This is a genomic window from Halobellus ordinarius (genome assembly GCF_031823395.1).
Taxonomy (GTDB): Archaea; Halobacteriota; Halobacteria; order Halobacteriales; family Haloferacaceae; genus Haloquadratum; species Haloquadratum ordinarius.
Genome location: NZ_JAVQKJ010000009.1, coordinates 76426 through 98800, shown reverse-complemented (window position 1 = coordinate 98800; position 22375 = coordinate 76426). Strand labels below are relative to the sequence as shown.

Genomic DNA, 22375 nt, shown 5'->3' with positions numbered 1-22375 from the left:
TCCGTTACTCGACGGTCACGCTCTTCGCTAAGTTCCGCGGCCGATCGATGGAACGCCCCTTGTTGTTTGCGACGTGGTAGGCAAACAGCTGCCAGTACACGTTCCCGACGAGCGGTTCCAGCGGGCCCATCTCCGGGACCGGAAACTCCGTGTGGAGATTCAGCGACTCGGCGGCGTTCTGTGTGCTCTCTGAGGTAAGCCCGACGACCGGCGCGCCCCTCGCTTGCACCTCTTTGACGTTGTTTGCCGTTTCGGCCGGGCGAGCGCCGTTTGTCAGTATCGCCAGCACGGGCGTCTCCGCAGTCACGAGTGCCAGCGGCCCGTGTTTCAGTTCACCCGCAGCGAACCCTTCGGCGTGGTCGTAGGAGATCTCTTTGAGTTTCAGTGCGCCCTCCAGCGCAACCGGCCGCCCGAACTGGCGACCGACGAAAAAGAAGGCGTCCTTCTCGGCGAACTCGGTTGCGACCGCCTGCACCTGCTCTTCGCGATCGAGTGCGGTCTGGACGGCGCTGGGCAGTCGCTGCAGCGAGCGGACCAGTTCGACGGCCGTATCGTACTGGATCGTGCCACGCGTCTGTCCGATATACACCGCCAGGATGGTCAACGTCGCCACCTGTGAGGCGAACGTTTTCGTCGCCGCGACACCGATCTCCGGGCCGGCGCGGATAAAGACGCTCTCGTCGGTCTCCCGAACGATGGTACTCCCCAGCGTGTTTGTCACAGCGAGCGTTCTGGCCCCCGCACGGCTCGCTTTCCGGATCGCAGACAGCGTGTCGGCCGTCTCGCCGCTCTGGGTGACGGCGATCACGAGCGTTCGCCACGGATCGCGACCGCCGACGAATTCGTACTCGCTTGCGACTTCGACAGTCGTCCGAACGCCGACAACCGATTCCAGAAGGGCGGCGGCGTACCGACCGGCGTAGTTCGACGTCCCGCAGGCGACGATCTGGATCTCCTCGACGGAACGGAGATACTCCTGCGGCAGGTCGATCTCGAGGTCGACACGGCCGTTCTCGGGGTCGAGGCGTCCGGAGATCGTCTGCCTGAGCGCGCGGGGCTGCTCGTGAATCTCCTTGCGCATATAGTGCTCGTACCCGCTTTTTTCCGCCGCGTCGGCCTCGTAGGTGAGCTGTTCGATCGACGGCTCGACCAGCTCGTCGTCCCGATAGATCGAGACACCCGCATCGTCGATCACGGCGAAGTCGCCGTCTTCGAGATACGTGACGTCGCGCGTGTGTTCGAGAAACGCCGTGACGTCGCTCCCGATGAACGTCTCGTCGTCACCGTGCCCGATGGCCAGCGGACTGTCCTGCCGGGTCGCGTACAGCTCGTCGACGCCGGCGATCGTCACCACCAGCCCGTACGTGCCCTCCAGCCGGTCGAGCGCTGCCTCGACGGCCGCTCTCGGTTCCGCGCCGCTGTCGAGTTCCGCTTCGATCAGGTGCGGAATCACCTCCGTGTCGGTATCGCTCCCAAAGGTGTGCTCCGAGAGCTCCTCGCGTACGGCGTCGTAGTTTTCGATGATGCCGTTGTGCACCACGGCCACGCGGCCGCTGCAGTCGGTGTGGGGGTGCGCGTTCTCGTCCGTCGGCGGACCGTGTGTCGACCACCGCGTGTGCCCGATTCCCTGCTGGTGTTCGGTCGTGTCCGGCAGGATCCCCTGCAGTTCGCTCACTTCACCCGACTTCTTGAACACCGAGAGTTCCGCGCCGGTGAGCGCAACTCCCGCCGAGTCGTACCCGCGATACTCCAGATTAGCAAGCCCTGTCGAGAGAATCGGGAGCGCGGGCCGATCACCGATGTAGCCGATAATCCCACACATACTACCCCCTCCGGACCGTCTCCCCGTCGCCGATTCGACCGCTTACCAGACACCCTTCTCCGACCGTCGCCTCGTTTCCGATGATGGTTCCACGTGACAGCACCGCGCCGCCGCCGATCTGTGTGTTGTCACCGACGACCGCCCCAAGTCGGACCTTCTCGTAGAGCTCTCCACGCACAGCAATCGTGGACCTCCCCCCGCGAACGGTGGTGTTTGCACCGACAGTGGCGCCCTCCCCGACGATCGAGTCTTTGAGTACCGCGCCGGCCTCGATCGACACGTCCGAGAACACAACGGAGTTTTTCACGGTCGCGTTCGATTCGATGTGGACGTTCTCGCCAACGGTGGTGTTGGCGCCGATGACGGCGTTCCCGCCGACGAACGCTGTGTCAGCGAGGACGCTCCGCTCGTCGATTTGCGCTCCAGCGGCGACCGTTCCCGTATCCTGATTGTCGATCCGATCGAGCACGAGGTCGGTAATCGGGAGGAGATCCCAGGGGAAAGAGACGTCGTGCCACGGGCCGCTGTACGGAACCGCCTGCACGCCGTCGGTCGCGATCAGTCGCGTGAGGGTATCAGGGAGTTCGTATTCGCCGTTACTCGACGGATTGGTCTCCCGAATCGCATCAAAGACCGCGGGCGTGAATCCGTACACCCCGGCGTTAATCAACTCCGATTCGATATCTCGCTGTGGTTTCTCGACGATCGTCTGTATCCGTTCGTTGTCGGTCGTGACCACGGCGTACGACTGCGGGTTGTCGACCCGCGTGACGGCCATCGCGTGTTCCCCGGGGCCGCTTTCCACTGCGTTTCCGACGGCGGCCACGACTGACGAGTCGATGATTCGGTCGCCGTTCAGGACGACGAAGGACGAGTCGATGTGTGGTTCCGCCTGCGCCACGGCGTGTGCTGTTCCCAGCTGGTTTTCCTGGACGACATACTGGATGGAAACGCCCCAGTCGTCGCCGTCGCCGAAGTACGTCTGAACGCGATTCCGCTTGTAACCGACGACGAAGACGATCTCTTCGATCCCGGCGTCGGCCACCGATTCGACGATATACTCCAGTATCGGCCGGTTCGCGACCGGAATCATTGGCTTGGGTCGCCGTCTGGTCAATGGGTGGAGTCGCCTCCCCGCACCAGCCGCCAAAATTACCGCCGCTGTCGGATCACTGCCCATACTCCCGGGTAGGAACGGAGGCATATCAATGCCTTCACAATTCCTGTCGGCCGGACTGCCGCGAGTTGCAGATTCGTACCGGCCGAGAGGGTAGCTTCGGGAAAACAAAAAGACGGGGTTCCGGCCACACCTGCCCGAAAGGTCTGCGAGCACGAGGCGACGCGACCTCCGGTCCGGCAGCAGTTCGGCCGCAATCGCCCACGTTCCGATGGGCCCTGTGGGGTTCGAACCACGGTCGTTCCACTCACTCCGTTCGCTGCACTCTCTGATTCGAACCCCACAGCGGTACACGATTCGCTGCTCACGTTCGTTCGCAGCAGAACTGATGGGCCCTGTGGGGTTCGAACCCACGACCACCCGGTTATGAGCCGAGCGCTCTGACCAGACTGAGCTAAGGGCCCGACACTCTACCGTTCCGCGGTCTCCCTTTTAGACGTTGCCGTTTTCCGGATCGCCGCCGCGAATCCGGGATACCGGCCACTCGGGAGTCGACGTCCGGAAGAAACGACGCCGTCGCCAGGGCTCGAACCTGGGACCACCTCGTTAACAGCGAGGTGCTCTACCACCTGAGCTACGACGGCTTAGCCTGCCTGCACACGTTGCTACACCGAGGTAGTATGATAGGGCTTTCGTTTTCACCGCACGGAGACGAGCCGAACCACTGGAGATGCCGCCCGGCACCCGTCCCCGACGCATCGACACCCTTTCGCCGGCCCCACGCGAAGCCGTGACAACGATGGCCGACGCCGACGAGAGACGCCAGGTGATCGCGCGGATCCGCGAGCGCGTCACCCCCGACGCGGAAGAGCGCGCCGCGATGCGGGCCGCAGTCCAGTCGCTCACCGAACGGATCGAGGCCCAGCTGGCGGACCTGCCGGTCGAGGCGGACGTGATCCAGGTCGGCTCGACCGCCCGCGGGACGTGGCTCGCGGGCGACCGCGACATCGACCTCTTCGTCCGGTTTCCGGCTGATCTCGACCGCGAGACCCTGGAGCGCTACGGGCTGGCTGTCGGCAACGCGGTCCTCCCCGACGGTCACGAGGAGTACGCCGAGCACCCCTACGTGGCCGGGAAGTTCGAGGGCTTCGACGTCGATCTGGTGCCCTGCTACGACGTCGACGACGGCGCAGCACTCCAGTCGGCGGTGGACCGGACCCCGCACCACAACGCCTACCTCCGGGAACGGATCGACGACGACCTGGCCGGCGAGGTGCGCGTGTTCAAGGCGTTCCTGAAGGGGATCGGCGCCTACGGCAGCAACCTCCGGACCGAGGGCTTTTCGGGCTATCTCGCCGAACTGCTCGTGCTCGAAACGGGCGGGTTCGAGGCCCTCCTCCAGTCGGCCGCAGGCTGGCACCCGACGGAGACATTCGACCCCGAGGGCCACGGGAGCAAGTCCCACGACGATCCGCTCGTGATGGTCGATCCGACGGACCCCACACGGAATGTCGCGGCGGTCTGTTCGGCCGCGAACGTGGCCCGGTTCCAGCATTACGCCCGCGAATTCCTCGCGGCCCCGCGGGAGGAGTTGTTCGAGCCGCGGGAGCTCGAGCCGCTTTCGCCCGCCGAGGTTCGGGCTCACGTCGAGCGCCGCGCGACCACCCCCGTCGCCGTCGTTTTCGAGGCCCCCGACATCGTCGAGGATCAGCTGTACCCGCAGCTCCGGAAATCGCTCTCCGGCATCCGCGACGAACTCGACCGCCGCGGGTTCGGGCCGATTCGTGCGGCGACCTTCGCGGACGACCGCGCCGTGCTGTTCGTCGAACTCGCCCACCGGACGCTCCCGGCGATCGAGCGGCACGAGGGGCCGCCCGTCCACGTCAGAGATCACGCCGAGGGATTCTTCGAAGCGTACGCCGACCAGATGAGCGACGAAAGCGAAACGGACGCCACCGGGGCGGAGGACGGGGATGACGACGAGCGAGCCAAAAGCTACGGCCCGTTCATCGACGGCGACAGATACGTCGTCGAGCGAAAGCGGTCGCATACCGACGCGGTCGAGTTCCTCCGCTCGGAAGAACTCTTCACAGTCGGACTCGGTGCCCGAGTCGAGACCGCACTGTCGGAGGACTACGAGGTACTCGTCGGCCGGGGCGTCGCGACGCTGTGCGAGGAGTTCGGCACGGAGCTGGCGGAGTATTTCCACCCGCAACCGTGAGTTCCGGAGTGCCCGTCGCAATCGAGTGACTATCGGAACAGCAGCCGCCCCGTCGCTCAGCCGCCGATGTCGTGTGCGTCCCGGACGTCCTCGGCGATTTCGACGGTCTTGTCCTCGGGGTCGCCGTCGGGCTCCATCGGCTCTCGACCGTCGAACGTCTCGTGGACGGTCGCGACACCCTCCGAGAGCGTATCGAGTCCGTACCCGCCCTCGAGGACGAACGCGAGCGCCGCGCCGACGTCGTCGGTGAGCGAGCGGATCCGATCGGTCAGGAGGGCATAGCCCTCCGTCGACACCCGCATCCGGGAGATCGGGTCGTGCCGATGGGCGTCGAAGCCGGCGCTGACGATGAACAGGTCCGGATCGTACGCTTCGACGACGGGACGGAGCAACTCCTCGACGACCAGGAGGTAGTCCTCGTCGCCGGCACCCGCCGCGAGCGGGACGTTCAGCGTCGTCCCCGCGCCGTCGCCGGTGCCGGTCTCGTCGATCTCGCCCGTGCCGGGGTAGAGTCCCTTCTCGTGGACCGACGCGTAGAGAACGTCGCCCTGGTCGTAGAAGATGTCCTGCGTGCCGTTACCGTGGTGGACGTCCCAGTCGAAGACGACCGCGCGCTCGACGTCGGCCTCGGGGTCGTCCAAGAGCGTCCGGGCGGCGACGGCGGCGTTGTTGACGAAGCAAAAGCCCATCGCGTCGTCCTCGACGGCGTGATGCCCCGGCGGGCGACCGAGCGCGAAGGGCGTCTCGCGGCCGTCTGCTCCTTCGACAGCCGCGCGAGCGGCCCACTGTGAGAGGCCCGCAGAGGCGAGTGCGGCGTCCCAGGTGTCCGCGGAGGCGACCGTGTCGGGGTCCCAGTTGCCGCCGCCGTCCTCGCAGAACTCGTTGATCTCCGCGACGTAATCGGGGTCGTGGACGGCGGCGACGTCCGACTCGTCGACGGGATCAGCCTCGACGTAGGAGACGCCGTGCCGCGACGACAGCGCCCGCCGGATCGCACGGAGCCGGTCGGCCGTCTCGGGGTGGCGATCGCCCGTGTCGTGTGCGAGACAGGTCTCGCTGTAGCCGAACTGCATCGCTACTCGAAGAGGGTGAAGTACGTCTGGATGTCTTCGGCCTGGATCGTTCGCCGGTCGGCGTGCCGCGCCAGCGTCGCGGCCGCGCTCGCGACGTTGTCGGCGTAGTCCTCAAGGATGTCCGCGAGGGCGATCCGGGCGTCCATCGAGACGCGGTACCGGTCGTCGATCCGGAGGCGGGCGATGCGATCGATCGGAGCGACCGGCAGTTCGAGTTCCCGGCGGCTCACGACCTGCTGAACGCCGAAGTCATCGGCCATCAGCGTCTTTCGGCCGTCCGCTGCTGCCCGCTCCGCGGCGTCGACGGCGAGCGCCGCGCCGTGTTCCTGGACGCGGCGAGCGAGCTCCTCGGCGGCCCCGGCGCTGACCCGGAGGTCGCCGGCTCTCCGTCGGATGATAGTGTCCACGGGGGCGAACGGCAACTCGACACTCATTATTGCTATATGGTGTCCGACCGGCGTATAATCCTTTCCGTAGCGTCGTTTGCCGGCCGCAGGGGCGCGCCGGCTCGGTGCAGTCCCGTTACTTCGTCCGTTCGATCTCGTCAGCGTGGATCGTGCCGTCGCGGCGGGGGCCACTGACCGTCACCTTCTCGCCGAGGCGGAGCGACTCGTCGGTCTCGACGCTGCGCGTCTCGCTGCCGTCGTCGAGGACGACCGGGCTGCCCGCCTGGACGACGGTGCCGGTGAAGGTTTCGGATTCCACCTCCTCGTCGTCCGGCCGCTCGGTGACGGCGGCGGCCGCACCGCCCCCGGAGGTGCCGTCCGACGCCGAGGGCGGTTCCGGATCGGCCGTCGCGGTGGTCCCGCCGTTGTCCGCGTCACCCCCACCGCCAGCATCCCCGCCGTCGCCGAAGGCCCCGAGCCCGGTCGACTGCGCGGCGTCCGTCTCGGTGTCGGCGGCGTCCTCGGGCGTCTCGTCCATCACGCTCACCGTCGACTGCCAGCCGGCGGAGGCCTCCAGGTCGTCCTGCCAGCCGTCTTGGATCTCGGCGTCGGTGACGACGACGTAGTCCGCGAGGTCGATGTCGTCGTCGGCCTTCTCGCCCCAGAGGGCGACCCGGATGTCGCCCGTCTCGTCTTTGATCCGGACGTTCCGGACCTGCCCCTCGGAGCCGTCGTCGCGGTCGAACGTCCGCTTGGGGTCGGTCTCGATGACGCCGCCCGCGATGTCGACGGTCTCGCCGAGTTCCAGCGAGCCGATGTCGCGGGTGTCGGGGACGTACTCGATCTCCGCCTCGATCGGTTCGACCGCGCCGCGGTTGCCGACGTGGAGTTCTAACGTTCCGTCGCGCTCTCTGACGTAGCCGTCGACGACTTCGACCGAGTCGCCGGCGGCGAACTCCGTCGCCAGATCCGCCTTCTCGTCCCAGAGCGTGACGCGGATCCGACCGGTCGGGTCCCCCAAAGTCAGGTTCGCGACGCGGCCCTCGGAGCCGTCGTCGCGGTCGAACGTCCGAACGCTGTCGGTGCTGAGGACGCGCCCCTGCAGGTTCACATCTGAGAGCCCGAGCGCGAGGTCCTCGACCCGGTAGGAGTCCCGCATCTCGACGTCGACCTCCGCGTCCGGCGCCGGTTCGACCTTGTCGACGTCGACCTCGACGCCGTTGTACCCCTCCTTCGGCCGGCCGGCCACGCGGAGGTTCTGGCCGACTTCGAGCCGCTCTAAGGCGTCCTCGGCCATCTCGTCCCACATCGTGATCCGGATTCGGCCGGACTCGTCGGCGACGTCGACGTTGACGACCCGGCCGTCTTCGTCCTCGCCGTCGCGCTCGAACGTCCGGAGTTCGCCGATTTTCGTCACCTTCGCGAGGAACTTCACCTCGTCCATCCCCGGCGCGACGTCGGCGACGCCCTCGACCTCGTCGTCGCGGAGTTCGTGGGCGAGCAGCATCGCCGCCGTCTCCTCGTCGGCGAGCCCCCCCATCTGTTCGACCTTGTCCTCGACGGCCGCCTCGAACTCCTCGAAGTCGACGTCGGTTTCGAGATCCTCGTACACGTCTTCGATCGCACCCATCTACGCGACACCCCCATCGCGTTGACGGTCGGCGGACCCGAAACGGGGGCCCCCAGTGTGTGCGGATACGGCCACAGGCATATCCACAGCCAGGGAAGGCCGCTGCTTAAGGGTTGTCTTGTCGGTGGTGTCGAGCCATCCCGCGACGGTACCTGCGGCCCCCTTTTCGGCCGTGCGTCCCGGTCGCCGTCCGTCAGTTCTCGCTACGGTTCGTGCCACGGAGGATGTGGATCCGGTCTCCGATAAAAAGGTACGGCGGCGCTACTTCGTCACGTCGACGACGGTCCGTCGACCATCCTCGTGATGATCGTCGTGGACGACCCGGACGCTCGTCACGGGCGTGTCGTCGACCTCGATTTCGACCTCGTAGCCGAGGTTCACCAGCGCCTCGGTACAGGCCTCGTCCTCCTCGCGCTCTTCGACCGCCGCGACGACGACCGTGATCTCCTCGGTGTCCGCGTCGTAATCGGTCTCCGCCAGCCGTGGCACGGTACACCCGTTCTTCCCGACGACGCAACCGACGAGCGAGATCGGCCCGTCGCCGCCGAAACTGACGGTCGCCTCGCCCGGATCCGGACACCGTTCACGTGGCAGGAGACTGGCCGTGATGAGCCCCGGCGTGACGGTCGTTCGATCCGGGGTCTCGGTTTCGTCCGGCGTCGCCGTCGCTGTGTCCGTTCCGCCCGGGCCGGACCCACCGGTACAGCCGGCGAGTGCGACCGGGGCGGCGGCAGCGAGACGTGCGAGGACCGTGCGGCGGCGCATACGATCAAATACGACGCACCACCCAAAAGTCGTATCGGAGAGTGAAAGGCGTCCTTGTGTCACAGCCTCGGCCGCGGACGCGGCCGGGATCGTGCTACTTCGGCACGGTGCTTCCGCCGCATCGTAACCCTCATAAGTCGACCCGCAGTACTGAGTAGTGAGTCCTGATAGGGTAGTGGACTATCCTCTTGGCTTGCGGAGCCAGGGACCGGAGTTCAAATCTCCGTCAGGACGTTTCTCTGCAGCACAACACGACGAGCGGAGCGAGGAGTCTGTGCTGCAGGAAACGGACGCCGCGGAGATTTGAGCAGCGAGCGACCAGCGGGAGCGAGTGAGTTCAAATCTCCGTCAGGACGTTCACTTCGTCACCGGCGACGAGGTCGCCGGTTTCACGCGAGAGCTTCGCTCTCGCCCTGTTCACGACCTGACGTGCTCCACGCTCGCGTCTGCTCACGTGGAACTCCGTCAGGACGTTTCTGCGAGACGCAACGCGACGAGCGCAGCGAGTCGCCTGCGTCGGTTTTGCGGCCACCTGAAATGTGAGCGAACGTGCCGTAGCCGACAGAAGTCGGACGTGTGTTTATCACTCTCACGCCGTAATACTCACACGATGCGGCAGCAACGGGGGATGACATCGTGAGCGACGAGGGGACGGATCAACCGGAGAAGCCGACAAACCTACTGTCGGAGGAGTCCCATCCGCGACTCCACGCCATCGTCCACCGGATGGACCGGTTCGTCAACGTGGTCGAAATCGCGGCGGGGGCGCTCTTTGCGTTACTGTTCGCCGTGGGTGTCTTCGATCTCGGTCTCCAGATCGCGCAAGCGACGCTCGGAGGGAGTATCACCGACCCGATCGTCGTTATCGGGTTCATCGACGTCGGTCTGCTCTTGCTCATCATCGTGGAGGTGTACCAGACCGTCGTCGCCTACATCAAGGAGAACGACACCCGACGGATCGTTCGGCTGGTGATCTACACCGGCGTGATCGCCGTCGTTCGGAAGATCATCATCTTCCGGACGGGCGAGTACGACTCCATCGAGGCGGCGTTGGTCGCAGCGACTGCCTACGGGATCCTGACGCTGGGACTGGTGGCGCTGCTGTACGTCGACCGACGGACCTCGATGACGGGACAGTAGTCCACTGCGGCGAGCGAAGACAGTAGTCCACTGCGGCGAGCGAACGCGAGCAGCGCGGCTGTCAGTGCGTCAGCGGCTGTCACTCGGGTTATTACAAAACGATAAGACTGGGGCAGACGTAGGATCCGACGAGGTTGATTCCTGCAATGGACGAATATGGTGTCGGGATGGGAGACGAGGAAATCGGCGCGTTTCTGGAAGGTCAGGGACACGGCGTCCTCTCGTTTGCGGGTAAGGAGCCGTACGGATTACCGGTCTCGTTCGGATACGACCTTCTCGAAAACAGGTGTATCTTCCAACTGGTGATGGGCGAAGAGAGCCGAAAGCAGGCGCTGCTGGGCGATTCGGACTCGGTGAGCCTCGCCGTCTACGAGTGGCAGGACGTCGACGACTGGCGGAGCGTCGTCGTCACCGGGCGACTCACGCCGGTCGAAGACCGTATTTCCGAGATCACCGAGGCGGTAGAGATCTTCTCCGAATTCGCGACAGTCACCACGCTCACCGTCTTTCAGGACGTCGAGGAGACCACGCCGGTCTGGTACGAACTGGCCATCACCGAGATGACCGGCCGGCAGTCGCCCCGAAACAGGGCTGAGTAGCGTGTGTCATCACCCATCGAGGTCGAACGCCAGCACGTCGCCCTCGCTAATCCCCCGCTCGCTCGTCCACTCGTATCCCACTTCGAGGACGTACTGGCCGCGGCCGGGATACCGTTGGTTCTCGCCGTCTTCGTCGGGTGCGGGCGCCGGCGCGTGGTGGATGCGGGTGATCCGTCCCTGGTCGTCGGCGTAGACGATGTCGATGGCGAAATCCATCTCACGCATCACGAACGTCCGATCCGCCACCGATTCGTAAATGAAGAGCATTCCGCGATCCTCCGGGAGCGATTCGGTGTCGCTCAAACCGAGATACCGGAGTTCCGAGGTATCGGCGATTGCGGCTGTCACCGAACCGAGCAGCTCGCCGTCCGGGGAACGGACCTGGACCTCCGTGGTCTCGTAGTCCGCGTGTATCGGCGTCTTCGCGTCGGTTTCCGGAGCCGGTTCAGACGTCGCTGACGTCGTTGCCGTCGTCGTTCCTCCATCCTCGGACCCGGTACCGATACATCCCGCGAACGAGGCACCCAGCGTCCCGGCCAGTTTCAGATATCGTCGGCGGTTCATCCGATTATCCGTGTCAGTCGTGTCGTTGCCTCGTGAACTGGTCGGAGCGGATTCATTGGGTGACGTGTGCCGTTTCGGAGAGAAGCGTCACTCCTCGTCGTACCGCGATGGCGCGTCCGCCTCCTCGTCGTCGAGGTGCCGAACCGAGGGGGTCGTGTGCCCGGTAAATCGGCGGGGGCCCGCGCTCTCGTCGGTATCGTCGTCGACGGCGCGCTCCTCGGTGGCCCACGCCTCGTGGCAGTCCGGACAGTAGTTCCCTGCGTAGCCGGTCGGGCGGACGAACTCGGTGCCGCAGTCGAGACACGTCACGCGCGTTCGGGTCATCGTGATCGCCGGGAGCTGGGCTGTGTGATCATCGGCTGTTCACCTTAGTGGACGGACTGCACGCGGATAAGTTCATCACCGGCTCCGACAGTGTATTGCCGCCCCGGGCACATCTACCGGGCGTGCGGGACGCACTCCGGATCGGCATCGCCGTCTTCAACGCCGGCGACCACCACGCTGCCCACGACGTCTGGGAGGAGCCGTGGCTCGAACTCGACGCGGGAACGCCCGACGAACAGCTACTCCACGGGCTCATTCAGTACACGGCGGCAGTCTATCACGCGCGCCGCCGAAACTGGAACGGTGCGGCCGGACTCGCAGAGAGCGCCGGGGGGTATCTCGGGGCCGTCGACGACGACTACCGCGGTGTCAATGTCGCTGCGGTGTGTGCATACCTCCGCCGACTTGCCGCGGATCCGGAGTTCGCCGAGCGCCGTCGACCGCTCGCACTCCGGCACGACGGAGAGGCGGTGACGCCGCTGGACCTGTCCTTCGAGAACGTCGCCAGCGCGGCGACGCTTCTGGCCGCGGCGTACGGAGCGTTCGACGAGAGCGTCGTCGACGACGCGGTTCGGTATGCCAGAGAGGAGTTGCACGGTGCCGACTCGCCCGAGGGGACGCCACAGCGCCGCTCCCGCGGTTTCGTCGGAATGCTCTTTTCTTTCACCGCGGACCGGGATCAGCGGTCGATCGTCTACCAACGGCTCCGCGGGCACGTCGAGCGGCGGCGCAGCGAGGAGGCCGACGTCTCTGGGGTCTTCGAGTAATCCGGGGAAAACGGTTCAGAACGCGGTTTTCGGTCGGATTACGGACTCCGAGCGGGCTGTCGCTCCGAGATTACGCGGGAGCGGCGGCCTTCTTCGTCGTCTCGGACTGCTCTTTGACGAACGTCACCGGGCAGTCGGCCTCGAAGAGAACCTTCTGTGCCGTCGATCCGAACAGGGCCTTCCCTGTGGCGGAGCGACTGCGCCCGCCGACGACGAGGAGGTCGGCGTCCGCCGTCTCGCTCTCCCGGATGATGGCGTCGCTCGCCTGGCCGAGCGCCCCGCGGACGACGTAGTCGACGCCGACGCGGTCGAGGCGGTCCGCCATCTCACGAACCGGCCGCGTCCGCCGGGCGACGTCGTCGGGGGTGATCTCCGAGTCGTCGTCGATGTTCAGCTTCGTCGAGATCTCCTCGTACCGTTTTCGACCGAAGGCGTGGAGCAGGACGACCGTCCCGTCGGGGTCGACGATCGAGGTCGCCGTGTCGAGGAGTTCCTCGGTTCGCTGTTCGTCTTTCGGGCCGAATGCCAGTAGTACTGTGTTCATACTCATCTTGATTGTAGCTTCGGCCCATAGCTACTTGAATCTTTTGAGATTTGCTCTAGATTCGAGTTAATATTTAGTACAAATCAGCAATCTCCGCGGAAATCCACCTCTTCGTCGAGGACGGAGACGCCATCGCCTATGGCCCGGTCGAGACTCCCGGTTCGGGCGCTCATAGAGAAGCGGAGGCCGGGGGGACGACTGATACTGACTGTTGTAACTGCTTACCGGTCGTCGCCGTCGACGTGCTCGTCGCCGTCCCACTCCGCGGAGTTGTCCTGCGGGTCGTAGCCGAGGACCTCCTTCGCGCGATCGATCGAGTAGTACTTGCGGTCGTTATCGGAGATGCCGTAGACGATCTCGTAGCCGTAGTCGGCCAGCAGACACCGCTCGAAGAGATGGGCACAGTCGCGGTAGGAGAGCCACATCGCCTGTCCGCGCTCGTAGTCGATCGGCGGGTGCCCCTCGGTGAGGTTGCCGATGCGGACGTTGACCACCGAGAGGTCGTGGTGGTCGTGGTAGTACCGGCCGAGCGTCTCGCCGGCGGCCTTGCTCACGCCGTAGAGGTTGCTCGGTCGGGGGAGTTCGGTCCCGTCGAGCCGGAAGTCGTCCTCGGGGCGGTACAGCTCCGGGGTCCGGGTGTCGGTCTCGTAGGCGCCGACAGCGTGATTGGAGGAGGCGAAGGCGAACTTCTCGACGCCCGCTTCGACGGCCGCGACGAACATCGTCTGGGTCCCGTCGATGTTGTTCGCGAGGACGCTGTCCCACGGCGCCTCCGGGCGCGGATCGCCAGCGAGATGGATCACGGCGCGGCAGCCGTCGAGCGCCTCGCGGACCGCCGACTGGTCGGTGATGTCGGCGATGTACACGTCGTCGGTACCGACGCCCGCGGGGAGTTTTGTCTCCGGCAGCGGCTCGCGGTCGAGCAGCCGCCACGCGAAGCGGTCGCCGAGGTGGCGGAGGATGGCCTGCCCGACGCGACCGCCCGCCCCTGTCAGGAGAACCGGATCGTCCATTCACACGGCCATCCGTGCAGGGAGGGCAAGAAACGTCCGATTCGCATCGACCGGGGTCGTGGCGTCGAGAGCGACGCTCGAAAGCCGATACGCCCTTTGCGTCCGGGAGCCAGATCCGAGTATGCCAACCGACGCCGAGCACGCGTGCTTCGAGGCCGGGATCAAGTTCGGATCGCTGTACCACCAGTTCGCGGGCACGCCCGTCAGCCCGGCGAGCGCGGAGAGCCTCGCTCGCGCGATGGAGGAAGCGATCGAAAACCAGCCCCACTGCGTCGACGTCGACGTCGACGTCCGGACCGAGCGCATCAGGGAGGAACTGGCGTCGTCGTCGGCCGACTACACCGAACTGACCGGCCGGTTCATCGACGTCGAGATGCGCGTCGAGTACGCCGACGTGGCCGTCCGGACGCGGATGGAGATGGAAGACGGGTATCCGCTGATGAAACTCGTCGGCGTCGAGGAGTGATTCCGCCGGAGTCTCCCTAAGACTCCCGGTTTCACTTTCACTTTTGGGCGTGTATTTAACCTTCCCGGCGCCGAATTTGCCGGTATGAGCTCCCAGAGTACGCTCGCAGACGACGACCTGTTCGGCGAGGCCGCCGCGGAGATGCGCGAGGAGGTCGAGAGTCACCTCGCGGACGCCCGTGACCAGCTTCCCGGCCCCGACGCAGTGTGGGACGCGGAGGCGGACAACGTCCTCGGCGTCCTCAACGCGCTGCGCTCGGCACTGGACGGCGACGACGCCCAAGAGCACTTCCGGCAGGCCAAAAAGACGTTCATCGTCGGCCAGCGAGCCGACGCCTTCGACGATCCGGACTCGCTGGAAGCGGAGATCGAGGCCGTCGAAACGCTGTTATCGTCGATCGCGGAGGCCGAGGAACTCGTCGGCGACCTCACCGGGACGGTGCCGGAACTCCGAAATCAGCTCCAAGAGGCTACAGAGGCCGGGGAAGCCGACGGGGACGACGGGACGAGCGACGACGAGTGACCACGGTCACAGCGGCCCCAGAACCCGACGACCGTAGTTCCATTTTTAACACTCCGCGAACAACCCACCGGTAGGATGAGCATACTCGAGACGATCCGGTCGTCGTTGCGGTCGCTCCTGGGCGGTGGGGGGGAGTCGAACTCGGCTCCGTCGGAGCCCTCGCAGACGGAAGGACAGGTGTCAGTCGAGCACGAGCCGCAGGAGGACCGCGAAACGGCGGACGCGTCGACGGAGTCGGCGATCAAAGGCACGGACACGGCGACAGCCGACGAGTCCGAGGCGGACGCCGAGGAAGGATCGGAGGCGGACGCCGTCGCGGAAGCAGAAGCGGAAGGATCGGAGGCGGACGCCGTCGCGGAAGCAGAAGCGGAAGGATCGGAGGCGGACGCCGTCGCGGCCGAGACCGACGCCGCCGCCTCCACGGGAACCCTCGTCGACGAGGAGGCGGGCAAAGAGCCCGCGGAAGTGGTCTCCTCGACGGGGACGGACGACGAAGAAGCGGTCGACGCCGGCGAATCAGGCACAGACGACACAGCGGGGACGACGGAGACGGCCGACGACGAAGAGACGGTAGAGACGGCCGACGAGTCCGATGAGTCGGGGGAGCCGGAAGCCGACGAAGCGGACGGAGCCGACGGGGAGCCGGAAGCCGACGAAGCGGACGGAGCCGGCGGGGAGCCAGTCGAGACGCTCAAGGGGATCGGGCCGGCATACGGCGAACGGCTCGGCAACGCCGGCATCGAGACGGTCGCTGACCTCGCGGCGGCCGACGCGGGGGACCTCGCGGCGGAGATCGACGTCTCGGAGAAGCGCATCACTGGCTGGATCGACCGTGCCCAAGAGGAGTCGTAGTCACGGCGCTTCAGGTCGCGGAGCCACCTGTCGATGAGCGACCTGCAGTACCACGTCGACGGCGAACTCGTGTCCGCCGCATCGGCGACCGTGAGCGTCCGCGATCGGGGATTTCAGTACGGCGACGCGGTCTTCGAGACGCTTCGGGTCTACGGCGGCGAGGTGTTCCGGTGGGAGGCTCACGCCGATCGACTCGCCGGGTCCGCCGAGGTGCTGGCGCTGGAACACGGGCTCTCGAACGCGGAACTGAAACGCCGCGTCGACGAGACACTGGCCGCGAACGACCTCGCGGACGCGTCGGTGAAACTCTCGATCACCCGCGGCGTTCAGCCGGGGAAACTGACGCCCGATCCGGAGATCGACCCGACGGTCGTCGTGCAGGCATCCCCGCTCCCCCGCGGCGGCGTCGAGGGCGATCCCGTCTGGGACGAGCCCGCGACGCTCCAGACGGTGAAGACCCGCCGGATCCCCGACGAGGCGCTCCCCTCGCGGGCGAAGACGCACAACTATCTCAACGGGATCCTCGCGCGACTCGAACTTCGCGTGTCGGACGCCGACGAGGCAGTGATGCTCGACGGCGACGGACACCTCGCGGAGGGGGCGACGAGCAACCTCTTTTTCGTCGACGGCGACGCGCTCTGTACGCCGAGTCTCGACGGGCCCGTCCTGCCGGGAATCACCCGCGCGGCGGTCCTCGACGTCGCCGAGGCGGAGGAGATTCCGGTCCGGGAAGGCGCGTTCACGCCCGACGATCTCCGGAACGCCGAGGAAGCGTTCGTGACGAACTCCACCTGGGAAGTCCGTCCCGTCGAGACGGTCGACGGAATCTCGGTCGGCGGGGGGCCGGTGACCACGCTTTTCGGGCGCGTCTTCGACGCCCGGATCGAGCGGGAGTATTACCGAAGTGACGCAGACGGGGATGCTGACTCAGCTGACAACGACGGTCCGGATACCTGACGCCGCGTTCCGAAACCGTCACCTTGAATCGCTGTCGCCCAAAGCCGCGGTATGGACGAGGAACGCCGCATCGTCGCGGCCGAGGAGGTCACCGCCGACGGGACGGTCGTCTTCACCGCCAAAGGGGGCTTCGAGACGACCGAGGGGATTCTCACCCGCCTCGACGACGGCTCTATCGTCGCCTACACCAACTACTGCCCTCACTGGCGGGACGTCAGGCTCGATAAGGGATCGAGCGCGCTCGTCAGGAACGGTGAGATCGTCTGCGGGAAACACGGCGCGTCGTTCGCGAAAGACAGCGGTACCTGCGATTTCGGCCCCTGTGAGGGCGCGGTGCTCGATACCTTCGAGGTGACCGTCGTCGACGGTGGAGTGTATCTCACCGACGAGGAGTGGGACTCGGCCGAGACGGGACTCTCCGAGGAGCTGGATCTCTCATCGGGCAGCCGGATCGACTTCTGACGGGCGGGAACGCGGAAAGAGAGGTCGGTCTCGTCGACGTGAATCCAGGAAAAGTAGCGGGAGGTGAACCGCCTCGGGAACAAGTGGTTCGGGACGCGACACGTCTCGTTACTAGGTTCTTTTCCGCGAAGCGGAACTGTTGGGAGAACCAGCCAAGTCTGTAGTACGTTCGAAAATCGGGGTCGCCAGCGGTACATCATCGCGCAGATCAAAAGTCGATCTCGCGACGGATAGCGGGAGGTAGATTTGAACTACCGATCTCCGGGTTATGAGCCCGGCGGAATCTCCTGGCTATCCCATCCCGCTACTGAAAGGAAACCGTGGATCACGGTTAAGGGTTGTGTTTCGCCCGCAGTGTGGCACTTTCACCCGCAGTCGCGGTCGCCGTCCAGCCCGACTCAGGCCCGCCGCAACGTCGGGTCACGACCGCGTGACGCGCCACGTGATGAGGCTCTCGGCGACGTAGTTCAGGAGGACCGACACGCCGATGGCGATCGGGATGGGAATCAGTTGCCAGAGGTCGAACCCGAAGACGACGACCGAGAGCTCGAGCTGGCGGAGCCCCCGGACGATCAGAAACTGCACGGCGAGGCCGCCGCTGCGGACGAGGTTCGAGCGGAGGAACCGCTTCAGCGTCGGCAGCCTCCCGGGAGCACCGAGTTCGGAGAACGTCCACCGCTCGTTGATCGCGAACATCACCACGATCGCGACTTCCGCGCCGACGAGTTTCGCGTATTCGCCTAAGACGCCGAATCCGACGATGAGTGCGGTCGTAGTAGCCATATCGAAGACGGCGCCGACCGCGCCGACGGAGGCGAACTTCCCGAACCGGACCCCGGAGGCCAGGGCGGCGACGGTCTCGCGAACCCGAACCATTCAGTCGGCCTCGACGGCGTCTGCCGCCTCCCCGGCGGCGAGGCGTTCGACGAGCGACGGTTCCTTCGAACGGCGGGCGGCCAGCAGTTCGTGGATCCGGTCCTCCCGGAGCAGTTTGGCGCGGTGCCGGGCGGTAACGAGCGCCCGCGCGAGCCGCAGCGTCGTCCCGACGGTCGAGACCGTCGAGCCGGGGCGGTCCTCCCAGCGGACAGGGATCTCCACGATCCGGTAGTCGAGCGCACCGGCGACGGCGACGAGTTCGATGTCCCACGCGAATCTCGGTTCGTAGAGATGTGAGCGGATGCGACTCCACGCCTCGGCGGTCAGCGCCTTCGCGCCGCACTGGTAGTCGTAGAGTTGCTCGTCGAGGAAGCGGCGCGCGAGCCACGCGAAGCCGTCACCGAGGCGACGGCGAGCGAAGGTCTGGTGGGCGGCGACGTCCGCGTCGGGATGGCGGCGGGAGCCGGCGGCGAGGTCGGCCGTTCCCGACTCGACTGCCTCGACGACGGCAGCCAGCGAATCCGCGGGCGTGCTGCCGTCGGCGTCGGCGAACGCGAGGATCTCCACGGACGAAGCGATCGCCTCGAATCCGGCGGTGATCGCCGCGCCTTTGCCCCGGCGACCGTCGGACGTCGCGACCTCGACGGTTTCCGGAAGATCTGCGAGGCGGTCTCGAACGCCGGGCTCCGGCGCGTCGAGTTCGACACGGATCACCGCGGGGTCGAGCCGATCGTCGAGCGCGCGGAGGTACGCGCCGAGGCGCTCGGGATCGGGCCGGTAGGCGGGCACGACGATCCCGACGAAACGAGTCATCACCCTCAGGTACCGGCTTCTGTGTGAAAAGCGAACCGCTACCCGGCGAGCAGCGAAGTCGACGCCGGGGAGGAGCAGCGGAGACGACTCCGGTGACGACCCGCGCATCACAAAACGTATGTCCGGGCGCCCCACTCCGTCGGTACGGAGTATGGAGTACGCCCTCCTCGCCCGCTGGCTGGTCCTCTATGCGACCCTCTTCACGCTCGGACTGCCGCTCGTCGCTCGCCTCCTGCCGACGGCGACGGGGCGGGGTGCGGGGCTCGCTGTCCCCGCCGCGCTGGTCACGCTCAGTCTTCCCGCCTACTGGGTCGGTCGGCTGACGTGGGGACCGATCGCACTCGCGGCCGGCGTCCTGACGCTACTCGCAGCCAGTGTGCTCGCAGCCCTCGACCTCACCGCGCTCCGCAGGGGTGAGATCCGACTCGGCGTCGACCTCGACCGCGACGCCGCGACCGACGCCGCGCTCGTGTTTCTCGCGGGATTCCTGTTTCTCGTCGCGATCCGTGCCGTCGACCCGGCGGTCCACCCGGGCGGCGGCGAGAAGTTCCTCGACTTCGGCCTCCTGCAGACGCTCCAGCGGTCGCCGGTTCTGCCGCCGGATGACTTCTGGTTCGCGAACGAGCCGGTGAAGTACTACTACGGCGGGCACCTGACGACGACGCTCCTCTCGTGGCTGACCGGGACGCCGCCCCGTTTCGCCTACAACCTCGCGCTGGCGGGCTTCTATGCCGCGCTCGTCTCGGCAGCGTTCGAACTCGCCGGCGCCGTCGGCGCCGAGCGGGGCCGCTCCCGGCGCGTTGCCGGCGCGACCGCCGTCTTCTTTGTCGGCCTCGCGAGCAACCTCGTCACGGCCGGCCGGTTCGTGCTACTCGGACTGCCCGCGCCGCTCCAGCAGCCGATCGCCGAGTACGTCGCGGGGCGGACGGACTACACCGTCGCACAGCTTCTGGCGGGAGCGGAGTCGTTCAGCTACTGGAGCGCCTCCCGCGTCATCCCCGGGACGATCAACGAGTTCCCACTCTTCGCGTGGTTGAACGGCGACCTCCACGCGCATATGATGGGGACGCCGACGCTTCTTCTGGCTGCCGCGGTCGGGTATGCGTACTACCGGACGCCCGCGGCGGCGCTGCGGCGGCGACGCGTTCTCCTCCTCGTCGTGATTCCGCTGCTCGCGGCCTGGCAAGCGATCCAGAGCACCTGGAGTTTTCCGAGCGTCCTCGCGCTCGGCTGGCTGGCTGCGACGTTCGCGCCGACCGATCCCTGGACGTTGCTTCCGGCGGGGTATCGTCCCCGGTGGGACTCGATGAGGGGGCAGGTGGCCGACCGAAAGACGTCGGCAGACGGCCGCTCGGACGCCGCTATCGTCGCCGTGAAGCGTGAACTCGGGCGGGTGGGCGGAGCGCTTCTCGTCGCCGCAGCCGCGGGAGTCGTCGCGGGACTCTTGGCCGCGCCGTTTCTCCTCGGTGCGGCGATCGGCGGCGGCGAGCGATCGGTCGAGTTCCTCGGCCCGGACCTCCGGAGCGGGTTCGGCTCTCTGCTTCTTGTCCACGGCGCGTTCGTCGTCGGGCTGGGCGGTTTCCTCCTCTCGCGGGTCTCCGTCCGGCGGCCGCTTTTGCTCCTCGGCGCTCTGATTGCTGCCGGGTACGTCGGATATACGACCGGCTTCGCGACGCTCGCGGTCTCGGTGCCGCTGCTCGTGCTCGCCTGGGTGGCGCTCCGCGTCGAGCGCTCGATCGGCTACGAGACGGTGCTCGTGGTCGCCGGGATGGGGCTCATCACGCTCGTAGAACTGGTCTACGTGAACGAGCAGGCGGGGCCGGGTCGGATGAACACCGTGTTCAAGACGTATATGCAGGTGTGGGTGTTCCTCGGGACGGCGATGGGCGCCGCGCTGCCGGCGCTGGTCGCCGAGTGGGGATCCGGTGCGGAGGGCGAACGTCGGTCGGCCGCCTCCACCGTCCCCTGGCGGCGGGTCGTCGCCGTCGTCCTCGTGATCGGACTGGTGGCCGCAACGAGCGTCTACGGCGTGCTCGCGCTCGGATCGCACTTCGAGCAGCGGCCAGCGGGCGGCCCGACGCTCGACGCGACGGCGTTCGTCGAGACCGACCACCCCGAGCAGGCGGCGGCGATCGAGTGGGTCGACGATCGACCGGGACAACCCACCCTACTCGAAGCGCCTGGCACGCGCTCTTACGCCGGCGGCACCGACGGGCGCGACCGCGTGATGTACTCCTGGGCGGCCAACCCAGCCTCGAGTCTGACCGGCGTGCCGACCGTCGCCGGGTGGCAACACGAGGTCGGGTACCGCGGGGGGACCGCCTACAGCGAGCGCGTCAGCGATGTCGACGCGATGTACACCGGCAACGACTCGGTCCGCGAGTCGCTCCTCGAGGAGTACGAGGTCCGGTACATCTGGGTCGGGCCGAGCGAGCGAGCGCGGTACGGCTCGATTTCGTTCGGCGAGGGAATCGAGATCGTCCACCAGTCGGGCGACGTGACGATCTACGAGGTGACGGAGTCCGCGACGTGAGAAAGTCGGTTAATCCAGTTGTCGGGCTGAGTAACTCACTCAGAGCGCTCGGGGTACCACTCGGCGAACTTCTCTAAGGCCCGCCCGCGGTGTGAGATCGCGTTCTTCTCGGCGGGACTCATCTCCGCGAGCGTGCGGCCGTCGTGCTCGAAGATGGGGTCGTAGCCGAAGCCGCCGTCGCCGCGCGGTTCGACGATCCGTCCCCTGACCGTGCCTTCGAAGAGTTTCACCGGAAGCGGATCGGCGGCCGCCTCTGTCGTCTCTGCGTCGTCGGTCCTTTCCGCCCCGTCGTCCGATGCCGCGTCCTCACTGGATCTCTCCGCGCCCGCTGCGGCGGCCGCTGATCGGTCCGCGCGATCGACCGGATCGGGCGAGGCGGCGAACGCCGCGCCGTCGCAGTAGGCCATCACACACCGGAACGACGCGCGGCGCGGTTCGTCGATCTCGGCGGCGACGAGTCGCCCGACGGTCTCGACTCCGAGCGTCTCCTCGACGTACGAGGAATAGGGGCCGGGGAAGCCGTCGAACCCCTCGACGAACAGGCCGGCGTCGTCGACGAGGACCGGCTCGCCGGCGTGCCGGTACGCCTCACGGGCCCCGCGGGCCGCGATCGGGCCGAGTTCGGTCGCCTGCACCTCGGTGTAGTCGTAGTCGAGTTGTGAGACGCCGTCGAGATACTCGCGGGCCTCCCGGACCTTTCCGTCGTTCGTCGTGACGTATCTGAGCATTCGCCCCGAGGTCGGGCGGGTCGAAAGAAAGAATCGTCGGTTGTCCCGCGGTCGCCGTGGCAACTCGTGGAACGGTGGCCAGTCGACGATGACGCGGAACGGCGATCAGTCGACGATGACGCGGAACGGCGATCAGTCGACGATGACGCGGAACAGCGATCAGTCGACGATGACGCGGAACGGCGATCAGTCGACGATGAC

Annotated in this window: 23 protein-coding genes and 4 tRNA genes; 11 read left to right on the top strand and 16 right to left on the bottom strand. The window is 66.6% G+C overall.

Annotated features, from left to right (window positions below; genetic code table 11):
* Positions 1-4 precede the first annotated feature (4 nt).
* The 4 genes from glmS to RJT48_RS14450 form a co-directional block, all read right to left on the bottom strand.
* Entirely contained in the window at positions 5-1822 is a 1818-nt protein-coding gene (gene glmS / locus RJT48_RS14465) for a glutamine--fructose-6-phosphate transaminase (isomerizing) (protein ID WP_311173045.1), read from the bottom strand.
* A 1-nt stretch (position 1823) separates the two neighbouring features.
* Positions 1824-3002, bottom strand: a complete 1179-nt coding sequence (gene glmU / locus RJT48_RS14460) for a bifunctional sugar-1-phosphate nucleotidylyltransferase/acetyltransferase (RefSeq protein ID WP_311173044.1) — start codon at positions 3000-3002, stop codon at positions 1824-1826.
* Between the two features lie 326 nt (positions 3003-3328).
* Positions 3329-3403 (bottom strand) — tRNA-Ile (locus RJT48_RS14455).
* A gap of 107 nt (positions 3404-3510) precedes the next feature.
* A tRNA-Asn gene (locus tag RJT48_RS14450) sits at positions 3511-3583 on the bottom strand.
* A 155-nt stretch (positions 3584-3738) separates the two neighbouring features.
* On the opposite strand from RJT48_RS14450, the gene cca reads away from it, so the two are divergent.
* The gene (cca, locus tag RJT48_RS14445) at positions 3739-5160 is read left to right on the top strand and encodes a CCA tRNA nucleotidyltransferase (RefSeq protein ID WP_311173043.1); all 1422 of its coding nucleotides are present in this window, start codon (positions 3739-3741) and stop codon (positions 5158-5160) included.
* A gap of 56 nt (positions 5161-5216) precedes the next feature.
* Here the strand turns inward: cca and RJT48_RS14440 are convergent, their stop codons facing one another.
* The 4 genes from RJT48_RS14440 to RJT48_RS14425 all read right to left on the bottom strand — a co-directional run bounded on the left by RJT48_RS14440 (position 5217) and on the right by RJT48_RS14425 (position 9014).
* Positions 5217-6233 (bottom strand): histone deacetylase family protein, encoded by a 1017-nt coding sequence (locus tag RJT48_RS14440; RefSeq protein WP_311173042.1) that lies wholly within the window; start codon positions 6231-6233, stop codon positions 5217-5219.
* Between the two features lie 2 nt (positions 6234-6235).
* Positions 6236-6667, bottom strand: a complete 432-nt coding sequence (locus RJT48_RS14435; RefSeq protein ID WP_311173041.1) for a histone family protein — start codon at positions 6665-6667, stop codon at positions 6236-6238.
* An 88-nt stretch (positions 6668-6755) separates the two neighbouring features.
* Positions 6756-8249, bottom strand: coding sequence for a single-stranded DNA binding protein (locus tag RJT48_RS14430; RefSeq protein ID WP_311173040.1), 1494 nt, complete (start codon positions 8247-8249; stop codon positions 6756-6758).
* Between the two features lie 261 nt (positions 8250-8510).
* Complete coding sequence (locus tag RJT48_RS14425) at positions 8511-9014, bottom strand: hypothetical protein (RefSeq protein ID WP_311173039.1); 504 nt, start codon at positions 9012-9014, stop codon at positions 8511-8513.
* A 161-nt stretch (positions 9015-9175) separates the two neighbouring features.
* On the opposite strand from RJT48_RS14425, the gene RJT48_RS14420 reads away from it, so the two are divergent.
* The 3 genes from RJT48_RS14420 to RJT48_RS14410 all read left to right on the top strand — a co-directional run bounded on the left by RJT48_RS14420 (position 9176) and on the right by RJT48_RS14410 (position 10753).
* Positions 9176-9248: transfer RNA gene (locus tag RJT48_RS14420), tRNA-Arg, on the top strand.
* A gap of 399 nt (positions 9249-9647) precedes the next feature.
* On the top strand, positions 9648-10154 hold the full coding sequence (locus tag RJT48_RS14415) for a phosphate-starvation-inducible PsiE family protein (RefSeq protein ID WP_425604723.1): 507 nt from the start codon (positions 9648-9650) through the stop codon (positions 10152-10154).
* A 146-nt stretch (positions 10155-10300) separates the two neighbouring features.
* Complete coding sequence (locus RJT48_RS14410) at positions 10301-10753, top strand: pyridoxamine 5'-phosphate oxidase family protein (protein ID WP_311173038.1); 453 nt, start codon at positions 10301-10303, stop codon at positions 10751-10753.
* A 9-nt stretch (positions 10754-10762) separates the two neighbouring features.
* Here the strand turns inward: RJT48_RS14410 and RJT48_RS14405 are convergent, their stop codons facing one another.
* Together RJT48_RS14405 and RJT48_RS14400 are read right to left on the bottom strand one after the other, a co-directional pair.
* On the bottom strand, positions 10763-11317 hold the full coding sequence (locus RJT48_RS14405) for a DUF192 domain-containing protein (protein ID WP_311173037.1): 555 nt from the start codon (positions 11315-11317) through the stop codon (positions 10763-10765).
* Between the two features lie 87 nt (positions 11318-11404).
* Entirely contained in the window at positions 11405-11641 is a 237-nt protein-coding gene (locus tag RJT48_RS14400; RefSeq protein ID WP_311173036.1) for a DUF7564 family protein, read from the bottom strand.
* Positions 11642-11763: 122 nt separating this feature from the next.
* Between RJT48_RS14400 and RJT48_RS14395 the strand changes: the two genes are divergently transcribed.
* Positions 11764-12408, top strand: a complete 645-nt coding sequence (locus tag RJT48_RS14395) for a DUF309 domain-containing protein (RefSeq protein WP_311173035.1) — start codon at positions 11764-11766, stop codon at positions 12406-12408.
* A 70-nt stretch (positions 12409-12478) separates the two neighbouring features.
* Here the strand turns inward: RJT48_RS14395 and RJT48_RS14390 are convergent, their stop codons facing one another.
* The gene (locus RJT48_RS14390) at positions 12479-12958 is read right to left on the bottom strand and encodes a universal stress protein (protein WP_311173034.1); all 480 of its coding nucleotides are present in this window, start codon (positions 12956-12958) and stop codon (positions 12479-12481) included.
* A 215-nt stretch (positions 12959-13173) separates the two neighbouring features.
* The gene (gene azf, locus RJT48_RS14385) at positions 13174-13965 is read right to left on the bottom strand and encodes an NAD-dependent glucose-6-phosphate dehydrogenase (RefSeq protein ID WP_311173033.1); all 792 of its coding nucleotides are present in this window, start codon (positions 13963-13965) and stop codon (positions 13174-13176) included.
* 121 nt (positions 13966-14086) lie between these two features.
* Here azf and RJT48_RS14380 point away from each other — a divergent pair, with 121 nt between their 5' ends.
* The 5 genes from RJT48_RS14380 (at position 14087) to RJT48_RS14360 (ending at position 17224) form a co-directional block, all read left to right on the top strand.
* Positions 14087-14431, top strand: coding sequence for a dihydroneopterin aldolase family protein (locus RJT48_RS14380; protein WP_311173032.1), 345 nt, complete (start codon positions 14087-14089; stop codon positions 14429-14431).
* A gap of 84 nt (positions 14432-14515) precedes the next feature.
* Positions 14516-14953 (top strand): DUF5790 family protein, encoded by a 438-nt coding sequence (locus tag RJT48_RS14375; protein WP_311173031.1) that lies wholly within the window; start codon positions 14516-14518, stop codon positions 14951-14953.
* A gap of 75 nt (positions 14954-15028) precedes the next feature.
* Complete coding sequence (locus RJT48_RS14370; RefSeq protein ID WP_311173030.1) at positions 15029-15805, top strand: helix-hairpin-helix domain-containing protein; 777 nt, start codon at positions 15029-15031, stop codon at positions 15803-15805.
* 33 nt (positions 15806-15838) lie between these two features.
* Positions 15839-16762, top strand: a complete 924-nt coding sequence (locus RJT48_RS14365) for an aminotransferase class IV (protein ID WP_311173029.1) — start codon at positions 15839-15841, stop codon at positions 16760-16762.
* A gap of 51 nt (positions 16763-16813) precedes the next feature.
* A complete protein-coding gene (locus RJT48_RS14360) occupies positions 16814-17224 on the top strand; it encodes a Rieske (2Fe-2S) protein (RefSeq protein WP_311173028.1) in 411 nt (136 codons plus the stop codon).
* Between the two features lie 231 nt (positions 17225-17455).
* Here the strand turns inward: RJT48_RS14360 and RJT48_RS14355 are convergent.
* The 3 genes from RJT48_RS14355 to RJT48_RS14345 all read right to left on the bottom strand — a co-directional run bounded on the left by RJT48_RS14355 (position 17456) and on the right by RJT48_RS14345 (position 18913).
* Positions 17456-17530, bottom strand: a tRNA-Met gene (locus RJT48_RS14355).
* Positions 17531-17644: 114 nt separating this feature from the next.
* Positions 17645-18100 carry a GtrA family protein gene (locus tag RJT48_RS14350; RefSeq protein ID WP_311173027.1) on the bottom strand — a complete coding sequence of 152 codons (456 nt, stop codon included), beginning with the start codon at positions 18098-18100 and terminating at the stop codon, positions 17645-17647.
* A complete protein-coding gene (locus RJT48_RS14345) occupies positions 18101-18913 on the bottom strand; it encodes a glycosyltransferase (RefSeq protein WP_311173026.1) in 813 nt (270 codons plus the stop codon).
* 151 nt (positions 18914-19064) lie between these two features.
* Here RJT48_RS14345 and RJT48_RS14340 point away from each other — a divergent pair, with 151 nt between their 5' ends.
* On the top strand, positions 19065-21446 hold the full coding sequence (locus RJT48_RS14340) for a DUF2298 domain-containing protein (protein WP_311173025.1): 2382 nt from the start codon (positions 19065-19067) through the stop codon (positions 21444-21446).
* A 35-nt stretch (positions 21447-21481) separates the two neighbouring features.
* Here the strand turns inward: RJT48_RS14340 and RJT48_RS14335 are convergent, their stop codons facing one another.
* Positions 21482-22174 (bottom strand): non-canonical purine NTP pyrophosphatase, encoded by a 693-nt coding sequence (locus RJT48_RS14335; protein WP_311173024.1) that lies wholly within the window; start codon positions 22172-22174, stop codon positions 21482-21484.
* Between the last annotated feature and the right edge of the window lie 201 nt (positions 22175-22375).

Coding starts and splice junctions, on each gene's coding strand:
- glmS (WP_311173045.1), bottom strand. CDS start 1,822: ATGTGTGGGATTATCGGCTACATCGGTGATCGGCCCGCGCTCCCGATT.
- glmU (WP_311173044.1), bottom strand. CDS start 3,002: ATGGGCAGTGATCCGACAGCGGCGGTAATTTTGGCGGCTGGTGCGGGG.
- cca (WP_311173043.1), top strand. CDS start 3,739: ATGGCCGACGCCGACGAGAGACGCCAGGTGATCGCGCGGATCCGCGAG.
- RJT48_RS14440 (WP_311173042.1), bottom strand. CDS start 6,233: ATGCAGTTCGGCTACAGCGAGACCTGTCTCGCACACGACACGGGCGAT.
- RJT48_RS14435 (WP_311173041.1), bottom strand. CDS start 6,667: ATGAGTGTCGAGTTGCCGTTCGCCCCCGTGGACACTATCATCCGACGG.
- RJT48_RS14430 (WP_311173040.1), bottom strand. CDS start 8,249: ATGGGTGCGATCGAAGACGTGTACGAGGATCTCGAAACCGACGTCGAC.
- RJT48_RS14425 (WP_311173039.1), bottom strand. CDS start 9,014: ATGCGCCGCCGCACGGTCCTCGCACGTCTCGCTGCCGCCGCCCCGGTC.
- RJT48_RS14410 (WP_311173038.1), top strand. CDS start 10,301: ATGGACGAATATGGTGTCGGGATGGGAGACGAGGAAATCGGCGCGTTT.
- RJT48_RS14405 (WP_311173037.1), bottom strand. CDS start 11,317: ATGAACCGCCGACGATATCTGAAACTGGCCGGGACGCTGGGTGCCTCG.
- RJT48_RS14400 (WP_311173036.1), bottom strand. CDS start 11,641: ATGACCCGAACGCGCGTGACGTGTCTCGACTGCGGCACCGAGTTCGTC.
- RJT48_RS14390 (WP_311173034.1), bottom strand. CDS start 12,958: ATGAGTATGAACACAGTACTACTGGCATTCGGCCCGAAAGACGAACAG.
- azf (WP_311173033.1), bottom strand. CDS start 13,965: ATGGACGATCCGGTTCTCCTGACAGGGGCGGGCGGTCGCGTCGGGCAG.
- RJT48_RS14380 (WP_311173032.1), top strand. CDS start 14,087: ATGCCAACCGACGCCGAGCACGCGTGCTTCGAGGCCGGGATCAAGTTC.
- RJT48_RS14375 (WP_311173031.1), top strand. CDS start 14,516: ATGAGCTCCCAGAGTACGCTCGCAGACGACGACCTGTTCGGCGAGGCC.
- RJT48_RS14370 (WP_311173030.1), top strand. CDS start 15,029: ATGAGCATACTCGAGACGATCCGGTCGTCGTTGCGGTCGCTCCTGGGC.
- RJT48_RS14365 (WP_311173029.1), top strand. CDS start 15,839: ATGAGCGACCTGCAGTACCACGTCGACGGCGAACTCGTGTCCGCCGCA.
- RJT48_RS14360 (WP_311173028.1), top strand. CDS start 16,814: ATGGACGAGGAACGCCGCATCGTCGCGGCCGAGGAGGTCACCGCCGAC.
- RJT48_RS14350 (WP_311173027.1), bottom strand. CDS start 18,100: ATGGTTCGGGTTCGCGAGACCGTCGCCGCCCTGGCCTCCGGGGTCCGG.
- RJT48_RS14345 (WP_311173026.1), bottom strand. CDS start 18,913: ATGACTCGTTTCGTCGGGATCGTCGTGCCCGCCTACCGGCCCGATCCC.
- RJT48_RS14340 (WP_311173025.1), top strand. CDS start 19,065: ATGGAGTACGCCCTCCTCGCCCGCTGGCTGGTCCTCTATGCGACCCTC.
- RJT48_RS14335 (WP_311173024.1), bottom strand. CDS start 22,174: ATGCTCAGATACGTCACGACGAACGACGGAAAGGTCCGGGAGGCCCGC.